The 21,712-nt window shown below is 73.4% G+C and carries 14 protein-coding genes and 2 pseudogenes; 11 read left to right on the forward strand and 5 right to left on the reverse strand.

The genetic code is table 11. From position 1 onward, the window contains the following. Positions 1-13 precede the first annotated feature (13 nt). Complete coding sequence (gene adhE / locus AQJ30_RS04835) at positions 14-2,674, reverse strand: bifunctional acetaldehyde-CoA/alcohol dehydrogenase (protein ID WP_067228761.1); 2,661 nt, start codon at positions 2,672-2,674, stop codon at positions 14-16. 277 nt (positions 2,675-2,951) lie between these two features. After that, positions 2,952-5,648 carry a pyruvate, phosphate dikinase gene (gene ppdK / locus AQJ30_RS04840; protein WP_067228763.1) on the reverse strand — a complete coding sequence of 899 codons (2,697 nt, stop codon included), beginning with the start codon at positions 5,646-5,648 and terminating at the stop codon, positions 2,952-2,954. Between the two features lie 281 nt (positions 5,649-5,929). Here ppdK and pflB point away from each other — a divergent pair, with 281 nt between their 5' ends. The 7 genes from pflB (at position 5,930) to AQJ30_RS04875 (ending at position 13,914) form a co-directional block, all read left to right on the forward strand. Beyond that, complete coding sequence (pflB, locus tag AQJ30_RS04845; RefSeq protein WP_067228764.1) at positions 5,930-8,188, forward strand: formate C-acetyltransferase; 2,259 nt, start codon at positions 5,930-5,932, stop codon at positions 8,186-8,188. Positions 8,189-8,193: 5 nt separating this feature from the next. Beyond that, positions 8,194-8,946 carry a pyruvate formate-lyase-activating protein gene (gene pflA, locus AQJ30_RS04850; RefSeq protein WP_067229068.1) on the forward strand — a complete coding sequence of 251 codons (753 nt, stop codon included), beginning with the start codon at positions 8,194-8,196 and terminating at the stop codon, positions 8,944-8,946. A 115-nt stretch (positions 8,947-9,061) separates the two neighbouring features. After that, on the forward strand, positions 9,062-10,132 hold the full coding sequence (locus tag AQJ30_RS04855) for a zinc-dependent alcohol dehydrogenase family protein (RefSeq protein ID WP_067228766.1): 1,071 nt from the start codon (positions 9,062-9,064) through the stop codon (positions 10,130-10,132). A 19-nt stretch (positions 10,133-10,151) separates the two neighbouring features. After that, entirely contained in the window at positions 10,152-10,826 is a 675-nt protein-coding gene (locus AQJ30_RS04860) for a helix-turn-helix domain-containing protein (protein WP_067229070.1), read from the forward strand. Between the two features lie 32 nt (positions 10,827-10,858). Then, positions 10,859-11,296, forward strand: a complete 438-nt coding sequence (locus tag AQJ30_RS04865; protein WP_067228767.1) for a pyridoxamine 5'-phosphate oxidase family protein — start codon at positions 10,859-10,861, stop codon at positions 11,294-11,296. Between the two features lie 115 nt (positions 11,297-11,411). Continuing rightward, entirely contained in the window at positions 11,412-12,101 is a 690-nt protein-coding gene (locus AQJ30_RS04870; RefSeq protein WP_067228769.1) for a response regulator, read from the forward strand. A gap of 91 nt (positions 12,102-12,192) precedes the next feature. Continuing rightward, positions 12,193-13,914 carry a sensor histidine kinase gene (locus AQJ30_RS04875; protein WP_067228771.1) on the forward strand — a complete coding sequence of 574 codons (1,722 nt, stop codon included), beginning with the start codon at positions 12,193-12,195 and terminating at the stop codon, positions 13,912-13,914. Between the two features lie 46 nt (positions 13,915-13,960). On the opposite strand, the gene AQJ30_RS04880 is transcribed toward AQJ30_RS04875, so the two are convergent. Continuing rightward, entirely contained in the window at positions 13,961-14,749 is a 789-nt protein-coding gene (locus AQJ30_RS04880; protein WP_159052294.1) for a dienelactone hydrolase family protein, read from the reverse strand. Between the two features lie 216 nt (positions 14,750-14,965). Between AQJ30_RS04880 and AQJ30_RS04885 the strand changes: the two are divergent. After that, positions 14,966-15,871, forward strand: a pseudogene (locus AQJ30_RS04885) (universal stress protein). Between the two features lie 19 nt (positions 15,872-15,890). Here AQJ30_RS04885 and AQJ30_RS04890 read toward each other — a convergent pair. Both AQJ30_RS04890 and AQJ30_RS04895 read right to left on the reverse strand, forming a co-directional pair. Continuing rightward, positions 15,891-16,287: pseudogene (locus AQJ30_RS04890) on the reverse strand (BON domain-containing protein); the annotation flags it as partial. Positions 16,288-16,323: 36 nt separating this feature from the next. Further along, positions 16,324-16,788: a cyclic nucleotide-binding domain-containing protein gene (locus tag AQJ30_RS04895; protein ID WP_067228774.1), complete on the reverse strand. Its 465-nt coding sequence runs from the start codon at positions 16,786-16,788 to the stop codon at positions 16,324-16,326. Between the two features lie 209 nt (positions 16,789-16,997). On the opposite strand from AQJ30_RS04895, the gene AQJ30_RS04900 reads away from it, so the two are divergent. From AQJ30_RS04900 to AQJ30_RS04910, 3 genes are all read left to right on the forward strand, one after another. After that, entirely contained in the window at positions 16,998-17,903 is a 906-nt protein-coding gene (locus AQJ30_RS04900; RefSeq protein WP_067228777.1) for a universal stress protein, read from the forward strand. A gap of 69 nt (positions 17,904-17,972) precedes the next feature. Next, positions 17,973-18,842, forward strand: coding sequence for a universal stress protein (locus AQJ30_RS04905; protein ID WP_067228779.1), 870 nt, complete (start codon positions 17,973-17,975; stop codon positions 18,840-18,842). Positions 18,843-18,964: 122 nt separating this feature from the next. Next, entirely contained in the window at positions 18,965-21,688 is a 2,724-nt protein-coding gene (locus AQJ30_RS04910) for a bifunctional acetate--CoA ligase family protein/GNAT family N-acetyltransferase (protein ID WP_067228780.1), read from the forward strand. Positions 21,689-21,712: the final 24 nt, after the last annotated feature.

Genomic DNA, 21,712 nt, shown 5'->3' on the forward strand with positions numbered 1-21,712 from the left:
GCCCCGCGGCGGCTTACGCCACAGCCGGGTTCAGCCCGTGGTACGCCGTGCGCATGAGTTCCTGCATGTCGTCGAGCATCGGCATGCGGGGGTTGGCCGGTGCGCACTGGTCCTCGTAGGCGTTGAGGGCCTGTCGGGGCAGGGCGTCGAGGAAGGCACGCTCGTCGACGCCGAGGGCCCGGAACGTCGGCTCGATGCCGACGGCGTCGCGCAGGCGCTCGACGGCCGCGGCGAGGGACTCCACTCCCTCGGCCGGAGTGGCCGCGGGCAGACCGAGGGTACGGGCGATGTCCTGGAAGCGTTCGGGGGCACGGTAGTGCTCGTACTTGGGCCAGCCGGTCAGCTTCGTCGGGACGGTGCCGTTGTAGCGGATGACGTGGGGGAGCAGGACCGCGTTGGTGCGGCCGTGCGCGATGTGGAAGGTGGCGCCCAGGGTGTGCGACATGGCGTGCACGATGCCGAGGAAGGCGTTGCCGAAGGCCATGCCCGCGATGGTGCCGGCGTTGTGCATCTTCTCCCGGGCTTCCGCGGCGTCCGCACGGTCGTTCACGGCCGCCTCGAGATGGGCGAAGACCAGGCGGACGGCGTGCAGGGCGAGGCCGTCGGTGAAGTCGTTGGCGTAGACGGAGACGTACGCCTCGATGGCGTGGGTGAGGGCGTCGAAGCCGCTGTCGGCGGCGAGCGCCGGGGGCAGGGCGGTGGTCAGGAGGGGGTCGACGATCGCGACGCTGGGGGTGAGGGCGTAGTCGGCGAGCGGGTACTTCTTGCCGGTCGCGGGGTCGGAGATGACGGCGAACGGGGTGACCTCGGCGCCGGTGCCGGAGGTGGTGGGCACGCACACCAGACGGGCCAGCCGGCCGAGGGTGGGGAAGCGGAAGGCCCGCTTGCGGATGTCGGAGAACTTCTGCCGCATGTCGGCGAAGTCGACGCCGGGCTGCTCGTACAGCAGCCACATGACCTTGGCGGCGTCCATGGGGGAGCCGCCGCCGAGCGCGATGATCGTGTCCGGGCGGAAGTCCCGCATCAGGTCGGCGCCGTGCTGGACGGAGTCGATGCTGGGCTCGGGCTGGACGGTGTCGATGATCTGCACGGTGACCGGTTCGTGGCGCCGCTGCAGGACGCGGCTGATGCGGTCGACGAAGCCGAGGCGCGTCATGGTGGTGTCCGTGACGATGGTGACGCGGTGGACGTCGGGCATCGAGGCCAGGTAGCGGATGGCCTGCGGTTCGAAATAGATCTTCGGCGGGACCTTGAACCACTGGAGGTTGTTGCGACGGGTGGAGACCCGCTTGATGTTGAGGAGCTGGGCGGCGGAGACGTTGTCGGACACGGAGGTGCTGCCCCAGGAGCCGCAGCCGAGGGTCAGCGAGGGCAGCAGCCCGTTGTAGATGCCGCCGATCGCGCCCTGCGAGGACGGGGAGTTGACGAGGATCCGTACGGTCTTCATCCGCATGCCGTACGCCTCCGCCACCGCGGGGTCCCCGGTGTGGATGACCGCGCTGTGGCCCTGGCCGTGGAAGGCGACCATGTCGGCGGCGAGGTCGAAGCCGTGCCGTTCGTCCGCGGCGCGCAGCACGGCGAGGACCGGGCAGAGCTTCTCGCGGGTCAACGGCTCGCTGGGTCCGACCCGTTCGGCCTCGACGAGGATGACCGACGTGTCGGCCGGCACCGAGAACCCGGCCCGCTCAGCGATCCATGCCGGGCTCTGTCCGACGGCTGCCGCGTTGACCTTGGGTTCGCACCCGGCGCCCGAACCGCCGTCGGCCGGGAACAGGAAGGCTTCCAGCTGTGCCTTCTCCTGCTCGGTGGCCACGTGGGCGTGGAGTGCGCGGAACTCGGTGATCGCCGCGTCGTAGATCTCCGTGTCCAGGACGACGGCCTGCTCGGAGGCGCAGATCATGCCGTTGTCGAAGGACTTGGACAGCACCAGGTCGTTGACGGCCCGGCGCAGGTCGGCGCTGCGGTGGACGTAGGCCGGGACGTTGCCGGCGCCGACACCGAGGGCCGGCTTGCCGGCCGAGTAGGCGGCCTTGACCATGGCGTTGCCGCCGGTGGCGAGGATCAGCGAGACGCCCGCATGACGCATGAGCGTGCGGGTGGCCTCGACGGACGGGGCCTCGATCCACTGCACGCAGTGCTCCGGTGCCCCGGCGGCGACGGCCGCGTCCCGGACGACCCGGGCCGCTTCGGCGCTGCACCGCTGGGCGGAGGGGTGGAACGCGAAGATCACCGGATTGCGGGTCTTCAGCGCGAGCAGCGCCTTGAAGACCGTGGTCGACGTCGGGTTGGTGACCGGCGTGACCGCGGCCACCACGCCGACCGGTTCGGCGATCTCGACCATGTCCTCCATGTCGTCCCGGGCGATGACCCCGACGGTCTTCAGGTGGCCCATGCTGTGCGTGACGTGCTCGCAGGCGAACATGTTCTTGGCGGCCTTGTCCTCGAAGACCCCGCGCCCCGTCTCCTCGACCGCCAGGCGGGCCAGCGCGGTGTGCTGGTCCAGGGCGGCGACCGATGCCTTCTTGACGATCTGGTCGACCTGCTCCTGGGAGAGGGCCTCGTAGTCGGCGAGTGCCTTGAGGCCGGCCGCGACCAGACGGTCCACGGCCACCGCGGTGTCGGACGGGGCGTCGGTGGCGACGCGGTCCTCGGTCCGCTCGTCCTGTCGGGTCATGGTGGTGAGCCTCCGTCGTCAAGGGGCCGCCGTACTCGGGCGGCGGCCCGGAAACGGGAGGGACACCGCGGGGGATCGGTGCCCCTCCCTGACTCCACCCTCCTCGCACGACCAGGCGCCGTGGCAGGCGCCGAAGGGCCCCACTCGCGTCCGTCCGGCCCGGGCCCGGCAGGGACCGTCGGCCCCCGGCCGGACCGACCCGCCGTCGGCCCCCGGCCGGAGCGACCCGTCGTCGGCCCTCGGCCGGAGCGACCCACGGCCGGCCCCGCCCCGCGTCTCACCTGCTGTCGCTCCCCAGCGTCTCCACCAGCGCCGCCCGGCCCGCTTCCAGTCGCGCGACCGGCACCCGGAACGGCGAGCAGGAGACGTAGTCCAGCCCGGCGGCGTGGAAGAAGTGCACCGAGTCGGGGTCGCCGCCGTGCTCACCGCACACCCCGATCGTGAGGTCCGGGCGGGCGGCGCGGCCCTCGGCGACGGCGATGCCCACCAGCCGGCCGACCCCTTCGCGGTCGAGCGTCTCGAACGGCGACGTGGCGAAGACGCCCTGGTCGAGGTAGGCGGAGAAGAACTCCGCCTCGACGTCGTCGCGGGAGAAGCCCCAGGTGGTCTGGGTCAGGTCGTTGGTGCCGAAGGAGAAGAACTCGGCCTCCTCGGCGATCCGGCCCGCCGTCAGGGCGGCCCTCGGCAGCTCGATCATGGTTCCCACCGGGCAGCGGACGGTGACCCCCGCCTCCCGGGAGACCTCGCCCAGCACACGCTGCACCTCCTCGCGCACGAGGCGCAGTTCACGGACGTCACCGACGAGCGGGACCATGACCTCCGCCTCGGGTGCGCCACCGGCCAGCAGGCGCTCGGCCACGGCCTCACCGATCGCCCGCACCTGCATGGCCACCAGGCCGGGAACGACCAGCCCCAGGCGCACACCACGCAGCCCGAGCATCGGGTTCTCCTCGTGCATGCGGTTCACGGCGCCCAGCAGTTCGACCTCGTGTGCGTCCGGTTCCTCGCCGCGGGCCCGGGCGGAGGCGATCCGCACCGCCAGTTCGGTGGGGTCGGGCAGGAACTCGTGCAGCGGCGGGTCCAGCAGCCGGATCGTGACCGGCAGCCCGTCCATGGCCCGCAGGATGCCGGCGAAGTCCTGCCGCTGGAGGGGCAGCAGGGCCGCCAGGGCCCGCTCGCGCCCCGCGTCCGTGCCGGCCAGGATCATCTGCTCGACCAGCTTGCGGCGCTCGCCGAGGAACATGTGCTCGGTGCGGCACAGTCCGACGCCCTGCGCGCCGAACCGGCGGGCCCGTTCGGCGTCCTGCGGGGTGTCGGCGTTGGCCCGTACCTCGAGGCGCCGCACGGCGTCGGCGCGGGCCAGGGCCCGGCTCACCGCGTCGACCACGCCCCGCGTGCCCCCGTCGCCCCGGCCGTCCTCCAGGTGGCGGATGACCGCCGAGTCCACCATCGGCACCGCACCCGCGTACACCGCCCCGGTGGAGCCGTCGACCGAGACGACGGTGCCCTCCTCGACCACGGTGCCGTCCGCGGCGGTGAGGCGACGGGCCCCGGTGTCCACGGTGAGCTCCTCGGCGCCGCACACGCAGACCTTGCCCATGCCGCGGGCGACGACGGCCGCGTGGCTGGTCTTGCCGCCCCGGCTGGTCAGGACCGCCTGTGCGGCGATCATGCCGGGCAGGTCGTCGGGGGTGGTCTCCTGGCGGACGAGGACGACCTTCTCGCCGGCCGCGGCGCGGCGCACGGCCTGCCCGGAGTCGAAGACCACGGCCCCGACCGCCGCACCGGGAGAGGCCGGCACGCCGTGGGCCAGCGCGCTGCCGGCCGCGGAGCTGTCGAACCGCGGGAACATCAGCCGGGCCAGTCCCTCGCCGTTCACCCGGGCCAGCGCCTCGTCGGGGGTGATGAGTCCCTCGTCGGCCAGCTCGGCGGCGAGGACGAAGGCGGCCTCGGCGGTGCGCTTGCCGACACGGGTCTGCAGCATCCACAGGGTGCCGCGTTCGATGGTGAACTCGATGTCGCACAGGTCGCGGTAGTGGCGTTCCAGGGTGCGCACGTGCGTGCACAGCGCGTCGTAGGACGTGGCGTCCACGTGCTCCAGCTCGGCCAGCGGCACGGTGTTGCGGATGCCGGCGACGACGTCCTCGCCCTGCGCGTCGGGCAGGTAGTCGCCGTACAGGCCGGGGCGTCCGGTGGCCGGGTCGCGGGTGAAGGCGACGCCGCTGCCGGAGTCGGCCCCGAGGTTGCCGAAGACCATGCGCTGCACGGTGACGGCGGTGCCCAGGTCGTCGGCGATGTGCTCGCGGCGCCGGTACAGGCGCGCCCGTTCGCCGTTCCAGGACTGGAAGACGGCCAGGACCGCCCGGCGCAGCTGCTCCGCGGGGGACTGCGGGAAGGGGGCGCCCGTCTCCTCACGGATCAGGTCCTGGTACGTCCCGACCAGCCCGGCCAGGTCGGATGCCGCCAGCCCCACGTCGTCCCGGACGCCGCGCCGGTCCTTGAGGAGGGCGAGGGCCCGCTCGAAGCGGGAGGAGTCGACGCCCATGACGGTGCTGCCGAACATCTGGACGAGGCGCCGGTAGGAGTCCCAGGCGAAGCGCTCACTGCCGGAGACCTTGGCCAGACCGAGCACGGACTCGTCGTTGAGACCGATGTCGAGGATCGTCTCCATCATGCCGGGCATGGAGAACTTCGCCCCCGAGCGGACGGACACCAGCAAGGGGTCGTCCGGCTGGCCCAGAACCCGGCCGGCGCCGGCTTCGAGGGCCGAGAGGTGCGCGGAGACCTCCTCCCACAGACCCGCGGGTGCGCTGCCCGCCTCCAGGAAGGCGCGGCACGCCTCGGTGGTGAGGGTGAAGCCCGGCGGCACGGGGAGCCCCAGCCGGGTCATCTCCGCCAGGTTCGCTCCCTTGCCGCCGAGCAGGCCGGCCATGTCGCGGCCGCCTTCGGTGAAGTCGTACACGTAACGGCCCATGTCACTGCGCTCCTCGGGCGTCGGGGCGTGGTGCTTCCAGCGTCGGACGGGCGCGGGCCCGGCGCGAGGTGCCGGCCGTCCCGCGCGGGGGACCGGTCGGCCCGGAGCGGGTGCGGGCCGGCCGGTCCGCGGGCCTGCGGCACCACGGTCGCGGCCGGGGCCGAAGGTCCCGACCGGCAGGGGCCGCACGGGACCCGCCGGTGCCCTGTCCGGCACTCCTCGCCGCGGACCCGTACGACGAGCATCGACGGTGACGAGACCGTGCGACGAGAGGACCTGCGATGACCGCGACGGTGACAGTCGGCCCCCGGACCGCCGACGCCTGGCGGCAGTTCGCCGGCAGCGGCTGGCGTGAGCGCATCGACGTGCGCGACTTCATCCAGGCCACCTACACGCCCTACGCGGGCGACGGCTCCTTCCTGACCGGCCCCACCGAACGCACCCGCGTGGTCTGGGAGAAGGTCAGCGCGCTGTTCCCCGAGGAGCGGCGCAGGGGTGTCCTCGACGTGGACGCCGCGACCCCCTCCACCATCACCTCGCACGCCCCGGGCTACATCGACCGCGACCGCGAGCTGATCGTCGGCCTGCAGACCGACGCGCCCCTCAAGCGGGCGATCATGCCCAACGGCGGCCTGCGCATGGTGGAGAACGGGCTGAAGGCGTACGGCTACGAGCCCGACCCGTTCGTGACGAAGGTGTTCGGCACCTACCGCAAGACCCACAACGCCGGCGTCTTCGACGCCTACACCCCCGCCATGCGGGCCGCCCGCAGGGTCGGCATCATCACCGGCCTGCCGGACGCCTACGGCCGGGGCCGGATCATCGGCGACTACCGCCGTGTCGCCCTCTACGGCACCGACCGGCTCGTCGAGGCCAAACGGGCGGAGCGGGCCCTGCTGGACGCCATGCCGTCGACCGCCGACGTCATCCGCGACCGCGAGGAACTGGCCGAGCAGATCCGGGCCCTGGGTGAACTGGCCACCATGGCCGCCTCCTACGGCTGCGACGTCACCCGGCCGGCGGCCACCGCGCACGAGGCCGTGCAATGGCTCTACCTCGGCTTCCTCGCCGCGGTGAAGGAGCAGAACGGCGCGGCCATGTCCCTGGGCCGCACCAGCACGTTCCTCGACGTCTACCTCCAGCGTGACCTCGACGAAGGACTCCTCGACGAGACGCACGCCCAGGAACTGATCGACGACTTCGTCATCAAGCTGCGCATCGTGCGCTTCCTGCGCACGCCCGAGTACGACGCCCTCTTCTCCGGCGACCCGACCTGGGTGACGGAGTCCATCGGCGGCATCGGCACCGACGGCCGTCCGCTGGTGACCCGGACGTCCTTCCGCTTCCTGCAGACGCTGTACAACCTCGGTCCCGCCCCGGAACCGAACCTGACCGTCCTGTGGTCGCCCCGCCTCCCCGAGGGCTTCAAGCAGTTCTGCGCCCAGGTGTCCGTGGACACCAGCGCCGTCCAGTACGAGTCCGACGACCTGATGCGCCCGCGCACGGGCGACGACACCGCGATCGCCTGCTGCGTGTCCGCGATGGCGGTGGGCAGGCAGATGCAGTTCTTCGGCGCCCGGGTCAACCTCGCCAAGGCGCTGCTCTACGCGGTCAACGGCGGCCGGGACGAGATGACCGGCGAGCAGGTCACCCCCGCGATGCCCCCGCTGACCGGCGAGTACCTCGACTACGACGAACTGTCGGCCGCCTACGACCGGATGCTGGACTGGCTGGCCCGGACGTACGTCGACGCCCTCAACGTCATCCATTACATGCACGACAAGTACGCCTACGAGCGCCTGGAGATGGCCCTCCACGACCATCCCGTCCACCGCTTCATGGCCTGCGGCATCGCCGGGCTCTCGGTCGCCGTGGACAGCCTCTCCGCCGTCAAGCACGCCCGGGTGAAGGTCGTCCGCGACGCGACCGGCCTCGCCGTGGACTTCCGCACCGAAGGCGACTTCCCGGCGTACGGCAACAACGACGACCGCGCCGACGCCCTCGCCGTCGAACTGGTGGAGTCCTTCATGGCGAAGGTGCGCGAGCACCCGGCCTACCGGGACGCCGAGCACACCCAGTCCGTGCTGACCATCACCTCCAACGTCGTCTACGGCAAGCACACCGGCAACACCCCCGACGGCCGCCGCACCGGACAGCCCTTCGCGCCCGGCGCCAACCCGATGAACGGCCGCGACCGCCACGGGGTGGCCGCCTCGGCCCTGTCGGTCGCCAAGCTGCCGTACGAAGCGGCACGCGACGGCATCTCCCTGACGACGACGATCACCCCGGAAGGACTGGGGCACGTCCCCGGGGAGCGGGCCGGCCACCTGGTCGGCATCCTCGACGCCTACATGTCCGCGGGCGGATTCCACATGAACGTCAACGTGCTGGACCGCGCCGTGCTGGAGGACGCCATGGAGCACCCGGAGAGGTATCCGGAGCTGACGATCCGGGTCTCCGGCTACGCCGTGAACTTCGTCCGCCTGACCCGCGAGCAGCAGCTCGACGTGATCAGCCGCACCTTCCACGGATCGCTGTGAGCACGATGCCCAAGGCCACGGCGCCGGGAGCGGTCACCGGCCGGATCCACTCCTGGGACCTGTCCACCGGCGTGGACGGTCCCGGGACCCGGTTCGTGCTCTTCACCAGCGGCTGCCCCCTGCGCTGCCTCTACTGCGCCAACCCGGACACCTGGCACCTGCGCGACGGCCGGGAGGTCACCGTCGACGAGGTGATGGCGGAGATCGACAAGTACCGCGGCTTCGTCACCACGGCCGGCGGCGGCGTCACCCTCACCGGCGGCGAGCCCTTGCTGCAGCCGGCCTTCACCGCAGCGGTCCTGCGCCGCTGCGAGGAGGCCGGCCTGCACACCGCCCTGGACACCTCCGGCTTCCTCGGGGCCCGTGCCTCGGACGCGCTCCTGGCCGACACCGACCTGGTGCTGCTGGACATCAAGTCCTTCGACGTCACGACCTACCGGAAGCTGACCGGCGGCGCGCTCGCCCCCACCCTGAACTTCGCCACCCGGCTCGACCGGCTGGGCAAGCGCGTGTGGATCAGGTACGTCCTGGTGCCCGGCTGGACCGACGACGAGGACGCCGTCGACGGACTCGCCGGGTTCCTCTCCGGCCTCGGCTGCGTGGAGCGGGTCGACATCCTGCCCTTCCACAAGCTCGGCGCCACCAAGTACGACGCCCTGGGCATCCCGTTCCCCCTGCGCGAGACCCCGGTGCCCGGCCCGGCGCTGGTGGACCGGGTACGGGACCGGTTCCGCGAGCGCGGCCTCGCGGCGCACTGACGCGGACGGGACGACCGGCACGGCACCGGGGCCGACCGGCCCAAGCGACATCCCCGCACCCCGACGACGCTTGGGGCATCGGGGGATTTCCGCAGCGCGGAGGAGAGGGATCGTCATGAAGGGCTACGTCTTCCACGGCCCCGGCCAGTCCTCCTGGGACGACGTGCCGGACCCGGTGGTCAAGGAACCGACCGACGTGGTGGTGCGGGTGGACTGCGTCACCATCTGCGGGACCGACCTGCACATCCTCAAGGGCGACGTGCCCGAGGTGCTGCCCGGTACCGTGCTCGGCCACGAGGCCGTCGGCACGGTCGTCGAGGCGGGCCCGGACGTGCGTACCGTGCGGCCCGGCGACCGGGTCCTCGTCTCCTGCATCACCGCCTGCGGCCGGTGCCCCTACTGCCGCAGGGCGATGTACGGGCAGTGCCGGGGCGGGGGCGGCTGGATCCTGGGCCACCTGATCGACGGGACCCAGGCGGAGTACGTCCGCGTGCCGTTCGCCGACCTGTCCGTGCACCCGCTCCCCGAGACCCTCGCGGACCAGGACGCGGTGCTGCTCGCGGACATCTTCCCGACCGCCTACGAAGTGGGTGTCCTGAACGGTCGCGTACGGCCCGGCGACACCGTCGCCGTCGTCGGCGCCGGTCCCATCGGGCTCGCCGCGATCGCCACCGCCGGCCTGTTCTCGCCCGAGCGCGTCATCGCCGTCGACCCCGCAGCCGCACGCCGCGAGGCGGCCCGCCGCCTGGGCGCCGACGCGGTGGCCGACCCGGCCGAGACCCCCGAGGAGCTCGCCGCCGACCTGACCGACGGACTGGGCGCCGACGTCGTCATCGAGGCCGTCGGCGTCCCGGACGCCTTCGAGCTGTGCACCCGCATGGTCCGCCCGGGCGGGTTCGTGGCCAACGTGGGGGTGCACGGCGCGCCCGCCACGCTGCACCTCGAGGACCTCTGGATCAAGAACGTGACCATCACCACCGGCCTGGTCGACACCCACTCCACACCCGCCCTGCTGCGCATGGCGGCGGCAGGTCGGCTGCCCACCTCGGCCCTGGTCACCCACACCTTCCCCCTGGAGGGCATGGAGGAGGCGTACGACGTGTTCGGCCGGGCCGCACAGACCGGCGCGCTCAAGGTGGCGCTGGGCGCGCAGCCACCCAAGGACCTGGCCGTCCCCACGGCCTGACAGCAGGGAAGTGAGCACCATGACCGAGCAGTACACCGCGCCGGCCTCCGTGCGCGTCCGCGCCGGTGACCTCGGGCGCCGTCTCGCACTGCGCCGCACCGGGCTCGGACTGACCCGGGAGGAGACGGCCGCCCGTGCGGGCATGGCCACGAGCTACCTCCGCCACCTCGAGGAACACGCCGAGGCGGCACCGAACGCCGACACGTTGCTCCGGCTCGCCGGAGCCCTGCGCACGACGGTGGCCGAGCTGACCGGCGGCAACGCCGAGCGGCCACCGGGGCAGGGCCGGGCCGTCCGCGGCGCCGGCCTCGACCGGCTGGACGCCGACGAGTGCTGGGCACTGCTCGGCACCCACGCGGTGGGCCGGATCGCCGTGCCCACGGTCGACGGGCCGGCCATCGTGCCCGTCAACTACAGCGTCGTGGACGGCTGCATCGTCTTCCGCACCGAGCCGCACGCCACACCCGCCCGGGCGGCGGGGCGCCGGGTCGCCTTCGAGATCGACCGCATCGACGAGGCGTTCAGCCGCGGCTGGAGCGTTCTGGTACGGGGCACCGCCCGGGCGGTCACCGACCCCGACGAGGTGCGCCGGCTGACCGAGCGGGCCCACGGCGAGCCCTGGGCCGGCGGACAACGCCCGCTGTGGCTGCGCATCGACGCGACCGGCATCAGCGGACGCCGGATCACGGTGTGAAGGACGGACATCGGGCCAGGGACGGACACCTCATGTACCGCAACGACGGATTTCGCGAGCTGGACCGGCAGGAGTGCCTCCGGCTGATGGCCGAGGTGCCCGTGGGCCGCATCGTCCACACCCGGGGCGCCCTGCCCGCCGTCCTGCCGGTCAACTTCTGCCTGGAGCCCGACGGCACGGTGGTACTGCGCACCGCCGCCGGGTCGGAACTGGTGCGCGCGGTCGACGGCACCGTGGTCGCCTTCGAGGTGGACGACATCGACGCCGTACGGCAGAGCGGCTGGAGCGTGGTCGTCACCGGAACCGCCTCGGTGGTCACCGATCCCGAGGAGCACGAGCGCCTGGTGCGCACCGGCCCGCGGTCCTGGGCGCCGTCCCCGCGGGAGGTCTTCCTCCACGTCTCGTCGGACCTGGTGACCGGGCGCGAGCTAGTCGGCGGACGCAGCCTGTACGGCCTGGACCGCCAGTGACGGCAGGTCCCCCACAGGGCCGAACGGCCCTTACCCTCGAGCCCGCCCCTGCGTGATGATCGCACCGAACACTCCTCCGCGTGCCCGACGCGGCACCCCACGACAAGGAGCGACCATGGCGGACGACCAGGGACCCGGCCACGCGGAGGCCATCCGCGTCTTCCTGTTGGACGACCACGAGGTGGTACGTCGTGGGGTGCACGACCTGCTCGACGACGAGGCCGACCTCACCGTGGTCGGTGAGGCCGCCACCGCGCAACAGGCGCTGGCACGCGTCCCGGCGCTGCGTCCGGACGTGGCGGTACTGGACGTCCGTCTGCCCGACGGGGACGGCGTCTCCGTGTGCCGGGAGCTGCGCTCGCGCATGCCGGAACTGGTCTGTCTGATGCTGACCTCGTTCGACGACGAGGAGGCCCTGCTGGACTCGATCATGGCGGGCGCCTCCGGGTACGTGCTGAAACAGATCAAGGGCTCCGACCTGGTCTCCGCCGTCCGCACAGTGGCCTCGGGGCAGTCCCTGCTCGACCCCAGCGCCACCGCTCGTCTCATGGCCCGGCTGCGCCACGAGCAGGAGCCCGAGGAGGCCGACCAGCTGCCCGGGCTCACGGGCCGGGAGCGCGAGATCCTCGCCCTCATCGGCGAAGGGCTGACCAACCGGCAGATCGGGCAACGGCTGTTCCTGGCGGAGAAGACGGTGAAGAACCACATCTCCCGCCTGCTCGCCAAACTCGGAGTGGAGCGCCGCATCCAGGCCGCCGTACTGGCCACCCAGGTACAGGACCGGGCCCAGCACCACGCGGAGTGACGCCTGCGGCCGTGGTCCTCCCCCAGCCGGACGGCTACCGTGGCACTGAGGGACGAGAGGCCGCACGGCGAGCGGATCTGGAGGACCACGGGTGGCAGGCTCCGGGGAGAAGGAGGCCCGCGTCCGGTTGCCGCAGCTCAAGCTGGACGAGCTGCTGGCCGAGTTGCAGGCCCGGCTGGACGCTGCCCGTGGCACCCGGGACCGGGTGCACAGCCTGCTGGAAGCGGTGCTCTCCGTAGGGCGGGAACTCGACCTGGAACAGGCACTGCGCAGCATCGTCCAGGCCGCCGCCGTACTGGTCGACGCCGAGTACGCCGCCCTCGGAGTGATCGGCACGGACGGCAGGCGGCTCTCCGCGTTCCACACCATCGGTGTCAGCGAGCAGCAGATCGCGCAGATCGGCCCCTACCCCGAGGGGCACGGGATCCTCGGCGAGTTGATCCGCCACCCGGAACCGCTCCGCCTGCCCAAGCTGTCCCAGCACCCCGCCTCCTACGGCTTTCCGCCCCACCACCCGCCCATGAACAGCTTCCTCGGGGTGCCGATCCGGGTCCGGGGGAAGGTGTTCGGCAATCTGTACCTCACCGAGAAGCGCGGCGGTGCGGAGTTCGACGAGGAGGACGAGTCGGTCCTGTCGACCCTCGCCGTCGCCGCCGGAGTCGCGATCGACAACGCCCGCCTCTACGAGGAAGCCCGGCTGCGCGAACGCTGGCTGCGGGCGAATGCCGAGATCACGCACAGCCTGATGTCCGGCTGCGACCAGACCGCGGTCCTCCGGCTGATCGCGGAACGCGCCCGCGACATCGCCGGCGCGGCACTCGCGGTGGTCGCGATGCCGATGGAGGACACCGGATCGCTGACGGTCGAGCTGGCCATCGGCGCGGAGGCGGAGCGCCACCAGGGCTTGGTCCTGCCGGTCGACGGCAGCCTGATCGGTGAGGCGTTCTCCAGCGCGGCCCCGGTGACCAGCGGTGACGTCTCCCAGGACGACAGGGTCTCCGCCGGCCCCAGGCGCTTCGTCGGGCTCGGTCCGGCCGTGGCCGTACCGATCGGCACGGCCGAGGGCGTGCGGGGTGTCGTCCTCCTCGTACGGGAAGCCGGTCGGACGGCCTTCTCCAGCAAGGAGATCGAACCGCTGCAGGGGTTCGCGGCACAGGCGGCGGTGGCCATGGAGCTCGCCGAGCACCGCCGCGACGCCGAGGAGATCGCCGTCCTCAAGGACCGGGACCGCATCGCCCGCGACCTGCACGACCTGGCGATCCAGCGGCTCTTCGCGACCGGCATGACCCTGCAGAGCGCGGGCCGGTTCATCGAGCACCCGGAGGCGGCCGAGCGCGTCGTGCGGGCCGTGGACGACCTGGACGAGACGATCAAGATCATCCGGTCCACGATCTTCGGTCTGCGCGCCCGGGAGGGCGACCGCGGATCCGGCCTGCGCACCCGTGCGGTGCGGACGGCCGGCGACGCGGTGCCGGCACTCGGCTTCGCCCCCAGCGTTCGCATGGAAGGCCTCCTGGACACGCACGTGCCCCGGGACGTCGCCGACCAGGTCGTCGCCGTCCTGTCCGAGGCGCTGACCAACATCGCACGGCACGCGCGGGCCGACCGGGCGGACGTGGTGCTGGAGTCCGACGGTCGGCAGGTGCGGCTGACCGTCACCGACAACGGGGTGGGCATCGCGGCCGGTGGCCGACGCAGCGGCCTGCGCAACATGGGCGAGCGGGCCGAGCAGCTGGGCGGGAGCCTGACGTGGCGGGCGGCCGAGAGCGGAGGCACCCACCTGGAGTGGAGGGTCCCGCTGCCGCAGGCATGAGCGCGTCAGCGCGCACGCCCGCGGCAGCACGGATCCGGGGCGACGGTCAGACCGGGCTCGGCCGCTCCTCCCGCACCGTCCGCGGCAACCGCGCCGACAGCCACTCGCGCGCCAGGTCGGCGACCGCGGCCAGCGCCGAAGGCCCGTCCAGCACGTGCGTGGCGCCCGGCACCAGCACGAACCGGTGCTCGCAGCGCATCCAGTCGACGGCGACCCGACTGCGGCCCAGCACCCGGGTGTCGAGCGACCCCACCACGACCAGGGTGGGGACGCGGACGGCGGCGAGCGCGGCCGGGGAAGCGAGGTCGGGGCGGCCGCCGCGGGACACGATCGCGAACAGGCCCGGAGCCGCGGCCTCCACCGCGGCGGCGGCAGCGGTGTCGGCGGCGACGTAGGCGTACGGCAGGCCGGTCCGGCCGTGCAGCCAGGTGGCCGCACCCCGCAGACGGCCGGCCAGCAGCGGCACGTCGAACGCGTCGTGGGGGCAGCCCACCTCGTCCGCGGCCAGCAGGTCCGTCACCATGGTGCCGAAACCGGCCTGGTGCAGCACCCGGGCGAGATACCTGTCGGCCAGGGTGCTCCGCCCTCCCGAGGCCAGGACGGCCACGGCGCGGTCGCTGTCGGTCAGGCTGAGCCGGGCGGTCAGGCGGAAACGACCGGTGCGTACCTCGACAGCCGAGTCCTCACCGGCCGGCGGGATCCGGGCTCCCGCCTCCTCCGGCCTGGTGTCCTGGCATCGCGTGCGGTCCTGGAAGCGGATCGGAGCACCTCCTCCCCGTGTGCGCAGCACCGCGGAGGGCGGCTTCGTCGCGCGTGCCCGCTGATGAGCGTTCATGGCGCGCCTCCGGGAGGCCGAGGGAACCGTCAACTCCAGGGTGGGCCGACGGCGTCGGCCCGGCCATGGGCCACCTGGCCCGTGGGCCGGGCCGTTCGGTGCCGGTGCCTGGACGGGTGGGGCCGGTCGGCCCGTGTCGGGGACCTATGGCCCCTGGGGCAGCCGGCCGTGGGCGACCAGGCTCGAGAGGCGACGCCCCGATCGGGAGGCCCCATCATGGTCCGCACCGTGCTCGCAGGACTGGACGGCTCGCACGAGAGCCGCGCGGCGGCCGAGTGGGCGGCGCGCGAGGCGACGCTGCGGGGCGTGCCGCTGAAGATCGTGCACGTGTGGGAGCCCATGCCGGAGTTCCTCGCGCAGGCCCACCTGCTGGGTACCGAGACGGAGGCCCACTGGCGGGAGCGCATTCCCCGGGAGGCGACCGACGACATCCGGCTTCGCCACCCCGGCCTCGCCGTCACCATGGAGTAGATCCCGGGCCGGGCCGAGGAGGTCCTGCCCGAGGCTGCCGAGGACGCCGACGTGCTGGTGCTCGGCTCACGCGCCCTGAGTGGCGTCGGCGGCTTCCTCGCCGGGTCCGTCGGGCACGCGGTGGTCGCGCACACGGAGGTCCCCGTCGTCCTCGTCCGCGCTGGTGAACAGGCCGACGACGAGCACGAACGGGATCCGTTCGGGCACCCCTCCGCTGCGACCCGCTTCCGGTCGGTCGTCGCCGGCATCGACATCACGAACTCGGCGGACGCCGTACTCGCCTTCGCCTTCGAGGAGGCGGACCGCCGGGCGACCGGCCTCGAGGTCGTCCACAGCTGGTCTCCACCGCCGTACTCCGTGTACGCACTCGCCGCTGACCCGGAACGCCGCGACGGGATGGCGCGTCAGCAGGCCGCTCGCCTCACCGACGTCCTGAGCCCCTGGCGGCGGAAGTTCCCCGCCGTGGAGGCGATCGCACATTCCCGGGTGGGCAGTGCCGCCGACCACCTGGGCGCCGCCGCCCTGCGGGCCTCACTCGTCGTGGTGGGCCGCCGCGTCCGCCGCCACGCCCTCGACACTCACATCGGTCCGGTCACGCACGCCGTCCTGCACCACGCCCCCGTCCCCGTGGCCGTCGTCGCGCACGACTGAGCCACCACCCGACCTGGCGTCACCCGGCCCGTCCGCCCTCACCGGGGTCGATCGGCCCCGTCGGCGCCCTGGTCGGGTCCAGCTCGAACCGCACGTCGACCACGCCCTCGACGGCGCGCACCAGCCGCGCGGCCACCGGTACCAGGGAGCGGTCCCGCATGCGGCCGCCGAGGTGGACGACGCCGTCGTGGACGTCGACCCGGATGTCGGAGGCCGGTCCGGGGAACAGGTAGGCGGTCACCTCGCGCCGCACCTGCTCGGCGATGTCCTCGTCGTCGCGCGGGAACACGCGCGGTGTCCGAGCCGGCCTTCGCGAGGTCGGCCAGCCGGCGCAGCTGGGTGCGGCGGTCGGGGTCGAGGTCGTGGAACTCCTCCTTGGGCAGCAGGTCCGCCTCGGACACGACACCGACCACACGCGCGGGGGCCCCTCTCCTCCTCGGTCCAGGCTCCGGTCATCGCAGGCCTCCGCTGCCGTGGGGGCCGTACAGGTCCAGCAGCCGCGTGCGGGCGGCCTGCAGGCGCCGGGCGACGACCCCGCCCACCCACTGCGCGATGACCCTGCCGAACTCGGGGTCGGCCTCGCACAGCGCGCGCACCGCGGCGGCGTCGAACTCCCAGGCGCGGACCGGGGACGCCGCCTCCGCTCCCAGACGCCACCGGTGCGGGGCCAGCAGCCAGGACCAGCCGACGAGTTCGTTGTGACCCAGGGTCTCGATGACGGCGGCCCTGCGGCCCGGCACCCTCATGTCGAGGTCGACCGTTCCGGTCCGGATGATCCAGAAGCGGTCGGCCTGACGCCCCTCCTCGAAGAGGCGGGTGCCGGTCGGGAAGGCCACCTCGCGGGCGAGCCCCATCAGTTGCTGCCGGTGCTCGGCGGGCAGGGCCCGCGGCGTGCTCGTCAGGACGGGAGCGTTCATGGCGCGCCTCCAGGTCTGTGCGTCAGTCCCACTTCAGCGTCGACCCCGGTGGCGGCACGGGCCATGGGCCACATGGCCTCCTCCCGGGGTCCACCGGCGGCTGCGGCCCCTTGGGCCGGATGGTCCCGGCACGGGACGTGCGGCCCCTGTGGGGGTGGCCGGTGCGCCGCGAGGCTGGAAGCAGGAACGGCCGAACAGGAGGCACCATCATGGTCCGCACCGTTGTGGCAGGGCTCGACGGTTCCCGCGAGAGCAGGGCCGCGGCCGAATGGGCGGCACGCGAGGCGCACCTGCGTGGTCTGCCGCTGACCGTCGTGACGGTCCAGGAGCCCGTCCCGCACCCCTTGGCCCGGGCTCCGTTGCTGGGCGGGGAAACCCAGGCACAGTGGTCCGCGCGCGTCCAGGCGGAGGCCGTGGAGGGCCTTCGGCTGCGTCATCCCGGAGTCGACGTCGGCCTGATGCGGTTGTCCGGCAGACCGGCTGATCGCCTGGTCGGCGCGGCAGCGGCCGCTGAACTGCTCGTCGTCGGCTCCCGCGGCCTGAGCGGAGCCGGAGGCTTCCTGCTCGGGTCCGTGGGCCAGGCCGTCATCGCGCGCACCGACGTGCCCGTGGTGGTCGTACGGGCCGGGGAGCAGGCCGCCGACGAGCACGAGAGTGACCCCGCGGGCATCCCGTCCGCCGCCACCGCCTACCGGCCCGTGGTCGTCGGAGTCGACACGGAGCAGCCCGCCGACGACGTGATCGCCTTCGCCTTCGAGGAGGCCGAGCGCCGCCGCACCGCCGTCCGGGCCGTCCACTCCTGGTACCTGCCGGCGTACTACCTCTACGGCCTCTCCTTCGACGCCTCCCTGCACAACGAGATCGTGCGGGAGAAGGCGGCGGAGCTGGCCGAGGTGCTGCGGCCGTGGCGCCAGAAGTACCCGTCCGTCCAGGTGAGCGAGGAGTCCCGGGCGGGCAGCGCCGCCGACCGGCTGGTCGGCGCCGCGTGCGACGCGTCGCTGGTCGTGGTCGGCCGTCGTGTCCGGCGCAGCCCCGTCGGCCTGCACATCGGCCCCGTCACCCACGCCGTCCTGCACCACGCCCCCGTCCCCGTGGCCGTCGTGGCGCACGAGTGACCCACGGTCCCACCGAACCCTTCTTGGGAGCTTGGAGAGCTTGGAGAGCCTGGAAAGGGAGCGAAGAGGATGGAACTCCCCGTCGTCGTCGGAGTGGACGGCTCCGAGCCGAGCCTGAGGGCCACCGACTGGGCGGCCGACGAAGCCGTCCTGAGGGGGCTGCCGCTGCGCGTGGTGTACGCCTCCCTGTGGGAGCGTTACGAAGGCCCCGCACTGGCCGGGGATCCGGGCAGGCCCGCCGAGGAACTACTGGCCGAGGACATCGTCGACACGGCGGGCCGGCGGGTCCAGCGGCGGCAACCCGATCTGAAGGTGACCGCCGACCTGGTGCCGGAAGAGGCGGAGCACGCGCTGGTGCGCGAGAGCGCCGGCGCGACGCTCCTCGTCGTCGGCAGCCGAGGACGCAGCGGCATCGCCGAGACGCTGCTGGGCTCGGTGAGCATGGCAGTCGCCGCACGCGCCGACTGCCCGGTCGTCGTGCTGCGCGGCAGTCACGACAACCAGGCGGTCACGGCGGCCCGTGGCGGCGTCGTGGTGGGCGTCGGGGACGGCGCCGAGGTGAGGACCGTGCTCACCTTCGCCGCGGAGGAGGCCAGGCTGCGAGGTGTGCCCCTGCACGCCGTGCGGGCCTGGACCTGCCCGGCGCACGAAGCGGTGGATCACCCGCTCATCGCCGGAGAACCCGCCCGGTCGTACGAGCAGAGCGCCGCCGACGAGCTGGAGGCCGCGCTCGCGGTCCTCGCGCCCGAACCGACGGTGCACCGGCACACCGCCGAGGGACGCGCCCGCCGGGTGCTCGCCGGAGCTTCGCGCGAGGCCGACCTGCTGGTCGTCGGCGTGCGGCGCAGGTCCGACCACTACGTTCCGCGGCTGGGACGGACCGTCCACGCGCTGCTGCACCGGTGCGTCTGCCCCGTGGCGGTCGTGCCCCACCGCTGATGCGCAGAGGGCCCCGCCCGACGGGGCCGGTCGGCCCTCATCCACCGCCGTGCGGCCCCTGGGCGGGTTCCTCGACGTGCGGAACGCTCGAAGCAGGGCGAAGGCCCACAAGGAGGCCCGCGATGCAGGACGACATCCTCGACCACCCGCCGACGCACGCCCCGCCGGTGCACGCCCTGCTGGCGCACGCCTTGCTGGCGGACGGCACCACCGTGTGCATCCGTCCGGCGCGGCCGGACGACCTCCCAGGCGTGCGACGGCTGTACGAGGAGATGTCACCGGAGAACCTGCGGCTGCGGTTCTTCGCGGTGAGCCCGAGCTCCGCGGCCGCCGCCGCCGTCCGGGCCTGCGGTCCGCACCGGCCCGGCTACCGGGCCCTGGTCGCCGAACGGCACGGGCGCCTGCTCGGGCTCGCCGAGTACGACACCGGGGGCAGCGGCACCGAAGCCGAGATATCCGTCGCCGTGGCGGACGGGCTGCACCACCGAGGCGTGGGCACCCTGCTCCTGGAGCACCTGGTGTCGGCCGCCCGCGCCGAGGGCGTCACCGCCTTCACCGCCGACGCCCTCAACGAGAACCGCGCGGTGCTGAAGGTATTCGCCGACCTCGGGCTGCGCACGACCCGCCACTTCGACGGCCCCGAGGTGCAGTGCACCATCGCCCTCGACGCGAGCGACACCTACCTGTCGGCGGTGGAGGACCGCGGGCGAGCCGCCGACCTCGCCAGCCTGGTCCCGCTGCTGGAGCCGCACACGGTGGCCGTCGTCGGCGCCGGGCGCCGTCCGGGCTCAGTGGGCCGCGCGATCCTGCACCACATCAAGACCGGTGGCTTCACCCGCCGCTTGTTCGCCGTCAACCCGGCCGCCGACTCCCTCCTCGCCGTGCCCTCCTACCCGTCCGTGAGCGCGCTGCCCGTCCCACCGGACCTCGCCGTCATCGCCGTCCCGGCCGAGGCGGTCCCGGCCGTCGCCGAGGAGTGCGGCAGGAGCGGAACCAGGGCCCTGCTCGTCGTCACCGCGGGCCTCGACGCCGACCAGTCCCGGCAGCTCCTCGCGGCCTGCCGCAACCACGACATGCGTATGGTCGGACCCAACTGCCTCGGCATTTCCACCACCGAGCCGGGTGTCGACCTGGACGCCACCTTCGCCGCCGGTCATCCGCGTGCCGGGACCGCCGGCCTCGCCGTGCAGTCCGGCGGCGTCGGCATCGCCCTGCTGGACGGGTTGTCCCGGCTGGGCATCGGCGTGTCCTCCTTCGTCTCCCTCGGCGACAAGTACGACGTCAGCGGCAACGACCTGCTGCAGTGGTGGGAGAGCGACGGCCGCACCGACCTCGCCCTGCTGCACCTGGAGTCCTTCGGCAACCCGCGGGCCTTCTCGCGCACCGCACGCCGGGTCACCCGCCGGATGCCCGTGCTGACGGTCGACGCCGGACGCACCGACGCCGGCCGGCGGGCCGCCGCCTCGCACACGGCAGCCGCCGCCACCCCCACGATGACCCGCCAGGCCCTGTTCACCCAGGCCGGCATCACCGCCGCCCACTCGATCGGCGAACTCCTCGAGACGGCCGCCCTCCTGCACACCCAGCCCCTGCCGGACGGACCCCGCGTCGTCATCGTCACCAACGCGGGCGGAGCCGGCGTCCTCGCGGCCGACGCGTGCGCGGAAGCCGGCCTGACCGTGCCGGAGCCGACCCCGGCCCTGGCGGCCGACCTGGGCACCGTGCTTCCCCCTGGTGCCGCCCCGGGCAATCCCGCCGATGCCGGCGCGACCGTCACGGAGCAGCAGCTCGGCGTCTGCCTCGACCGCGTCACGCACTCCGACGAGACCGATGCGGTCCTCGTGACCCTCGTCCCCACCGCAGTGGCCGCGGCGACCGGCGACGACCTCGTACGAGCCGTCACGGGCGCCGTGGGCCGGGGCAGCAAGCCGGTCGTCCTCGTGCGTCTCGAACAGGCCCTGCCCGTCGAGCTGCTGCCCGCCCCGGACGGCACCAGCGTCCCCTCCTACGCCGAACCCCGGGCCGCGGCCCGGGCGCTGGCCCACGCCGCTCGCAGGGCGGCCTGGCTGGCGAGGCCGGCGGGCACCGTACCGACCCTGCCGGACGTCGAGACGGAACGGGCCCGGCGGCTCGTGGACGCCTACCTGGACACCCACCCGGACGGCGGCTGGCTGGAGCCACGCGAGTGCGCCGACCTGCTCGCCTGCTACGGCATCCCGCAGTCGCCGTGGGCCTGGGCCGACACCGAGGACGCCGCCGTCCTCGCCGCCCAGCGGCTGCGCGGGCCCGACGGCCGGGTGGTGCTCAAGGGACACTGGCCCGGACTGCTGCACAAGAGCGCCCGGCGTGCCGTCCTGCTGGACCTGCAGAACGACGCGCAGGTGCGGGCCGCCTACCGCGACCTGGAGACCCGGTTCGCCGGCCTGCTCACCGGCGTCGTGGTGCAGCCGCTCGCCGACCGCGGCACCGAACTGCTCGCCGGTGTCGTCCAGGACGACGTGTTCGGCCCGCTGGTCGTGTTCGGCGCGGGCGGAACCGCCACCGAGGTCCTCGCCGACCACGCCGCCCGGCTCGCCCCGCTCACCGACCACGACGTCCACGACCTCATCACGTCACCCCGGTGCGCCCCACTGCTGCTGGGAGGCGCAGGGCGTCCACCCGTCGACCTCGCGGCGCTGGAGCAGGTGGTGCTGCGCCTGTCGCGGATGGCGAGCGACCTGCCGCAACTGGCCGAGGCGGACTTCAACCCCCTGCTCGCGGCGCCGGGCGGTGTCAGCGTCCTCGACGCCCGCGTCCACCTGCTGCCCCGCCGACCCCGGGACCCGTACCTGCGGCGGCTGAGGTGAGGACGCATGAGCCCCCGCACTAAA

This window comes from Streptomyces longwoodensis, assembly GCF_001514125.1.
Classification (GTDB): Bacteria; Actinomycetota; Actinomycetes; order Streptomycetales; family Streptomycetaceae; genus Streptomyces; species Streptomyces longwoodensis.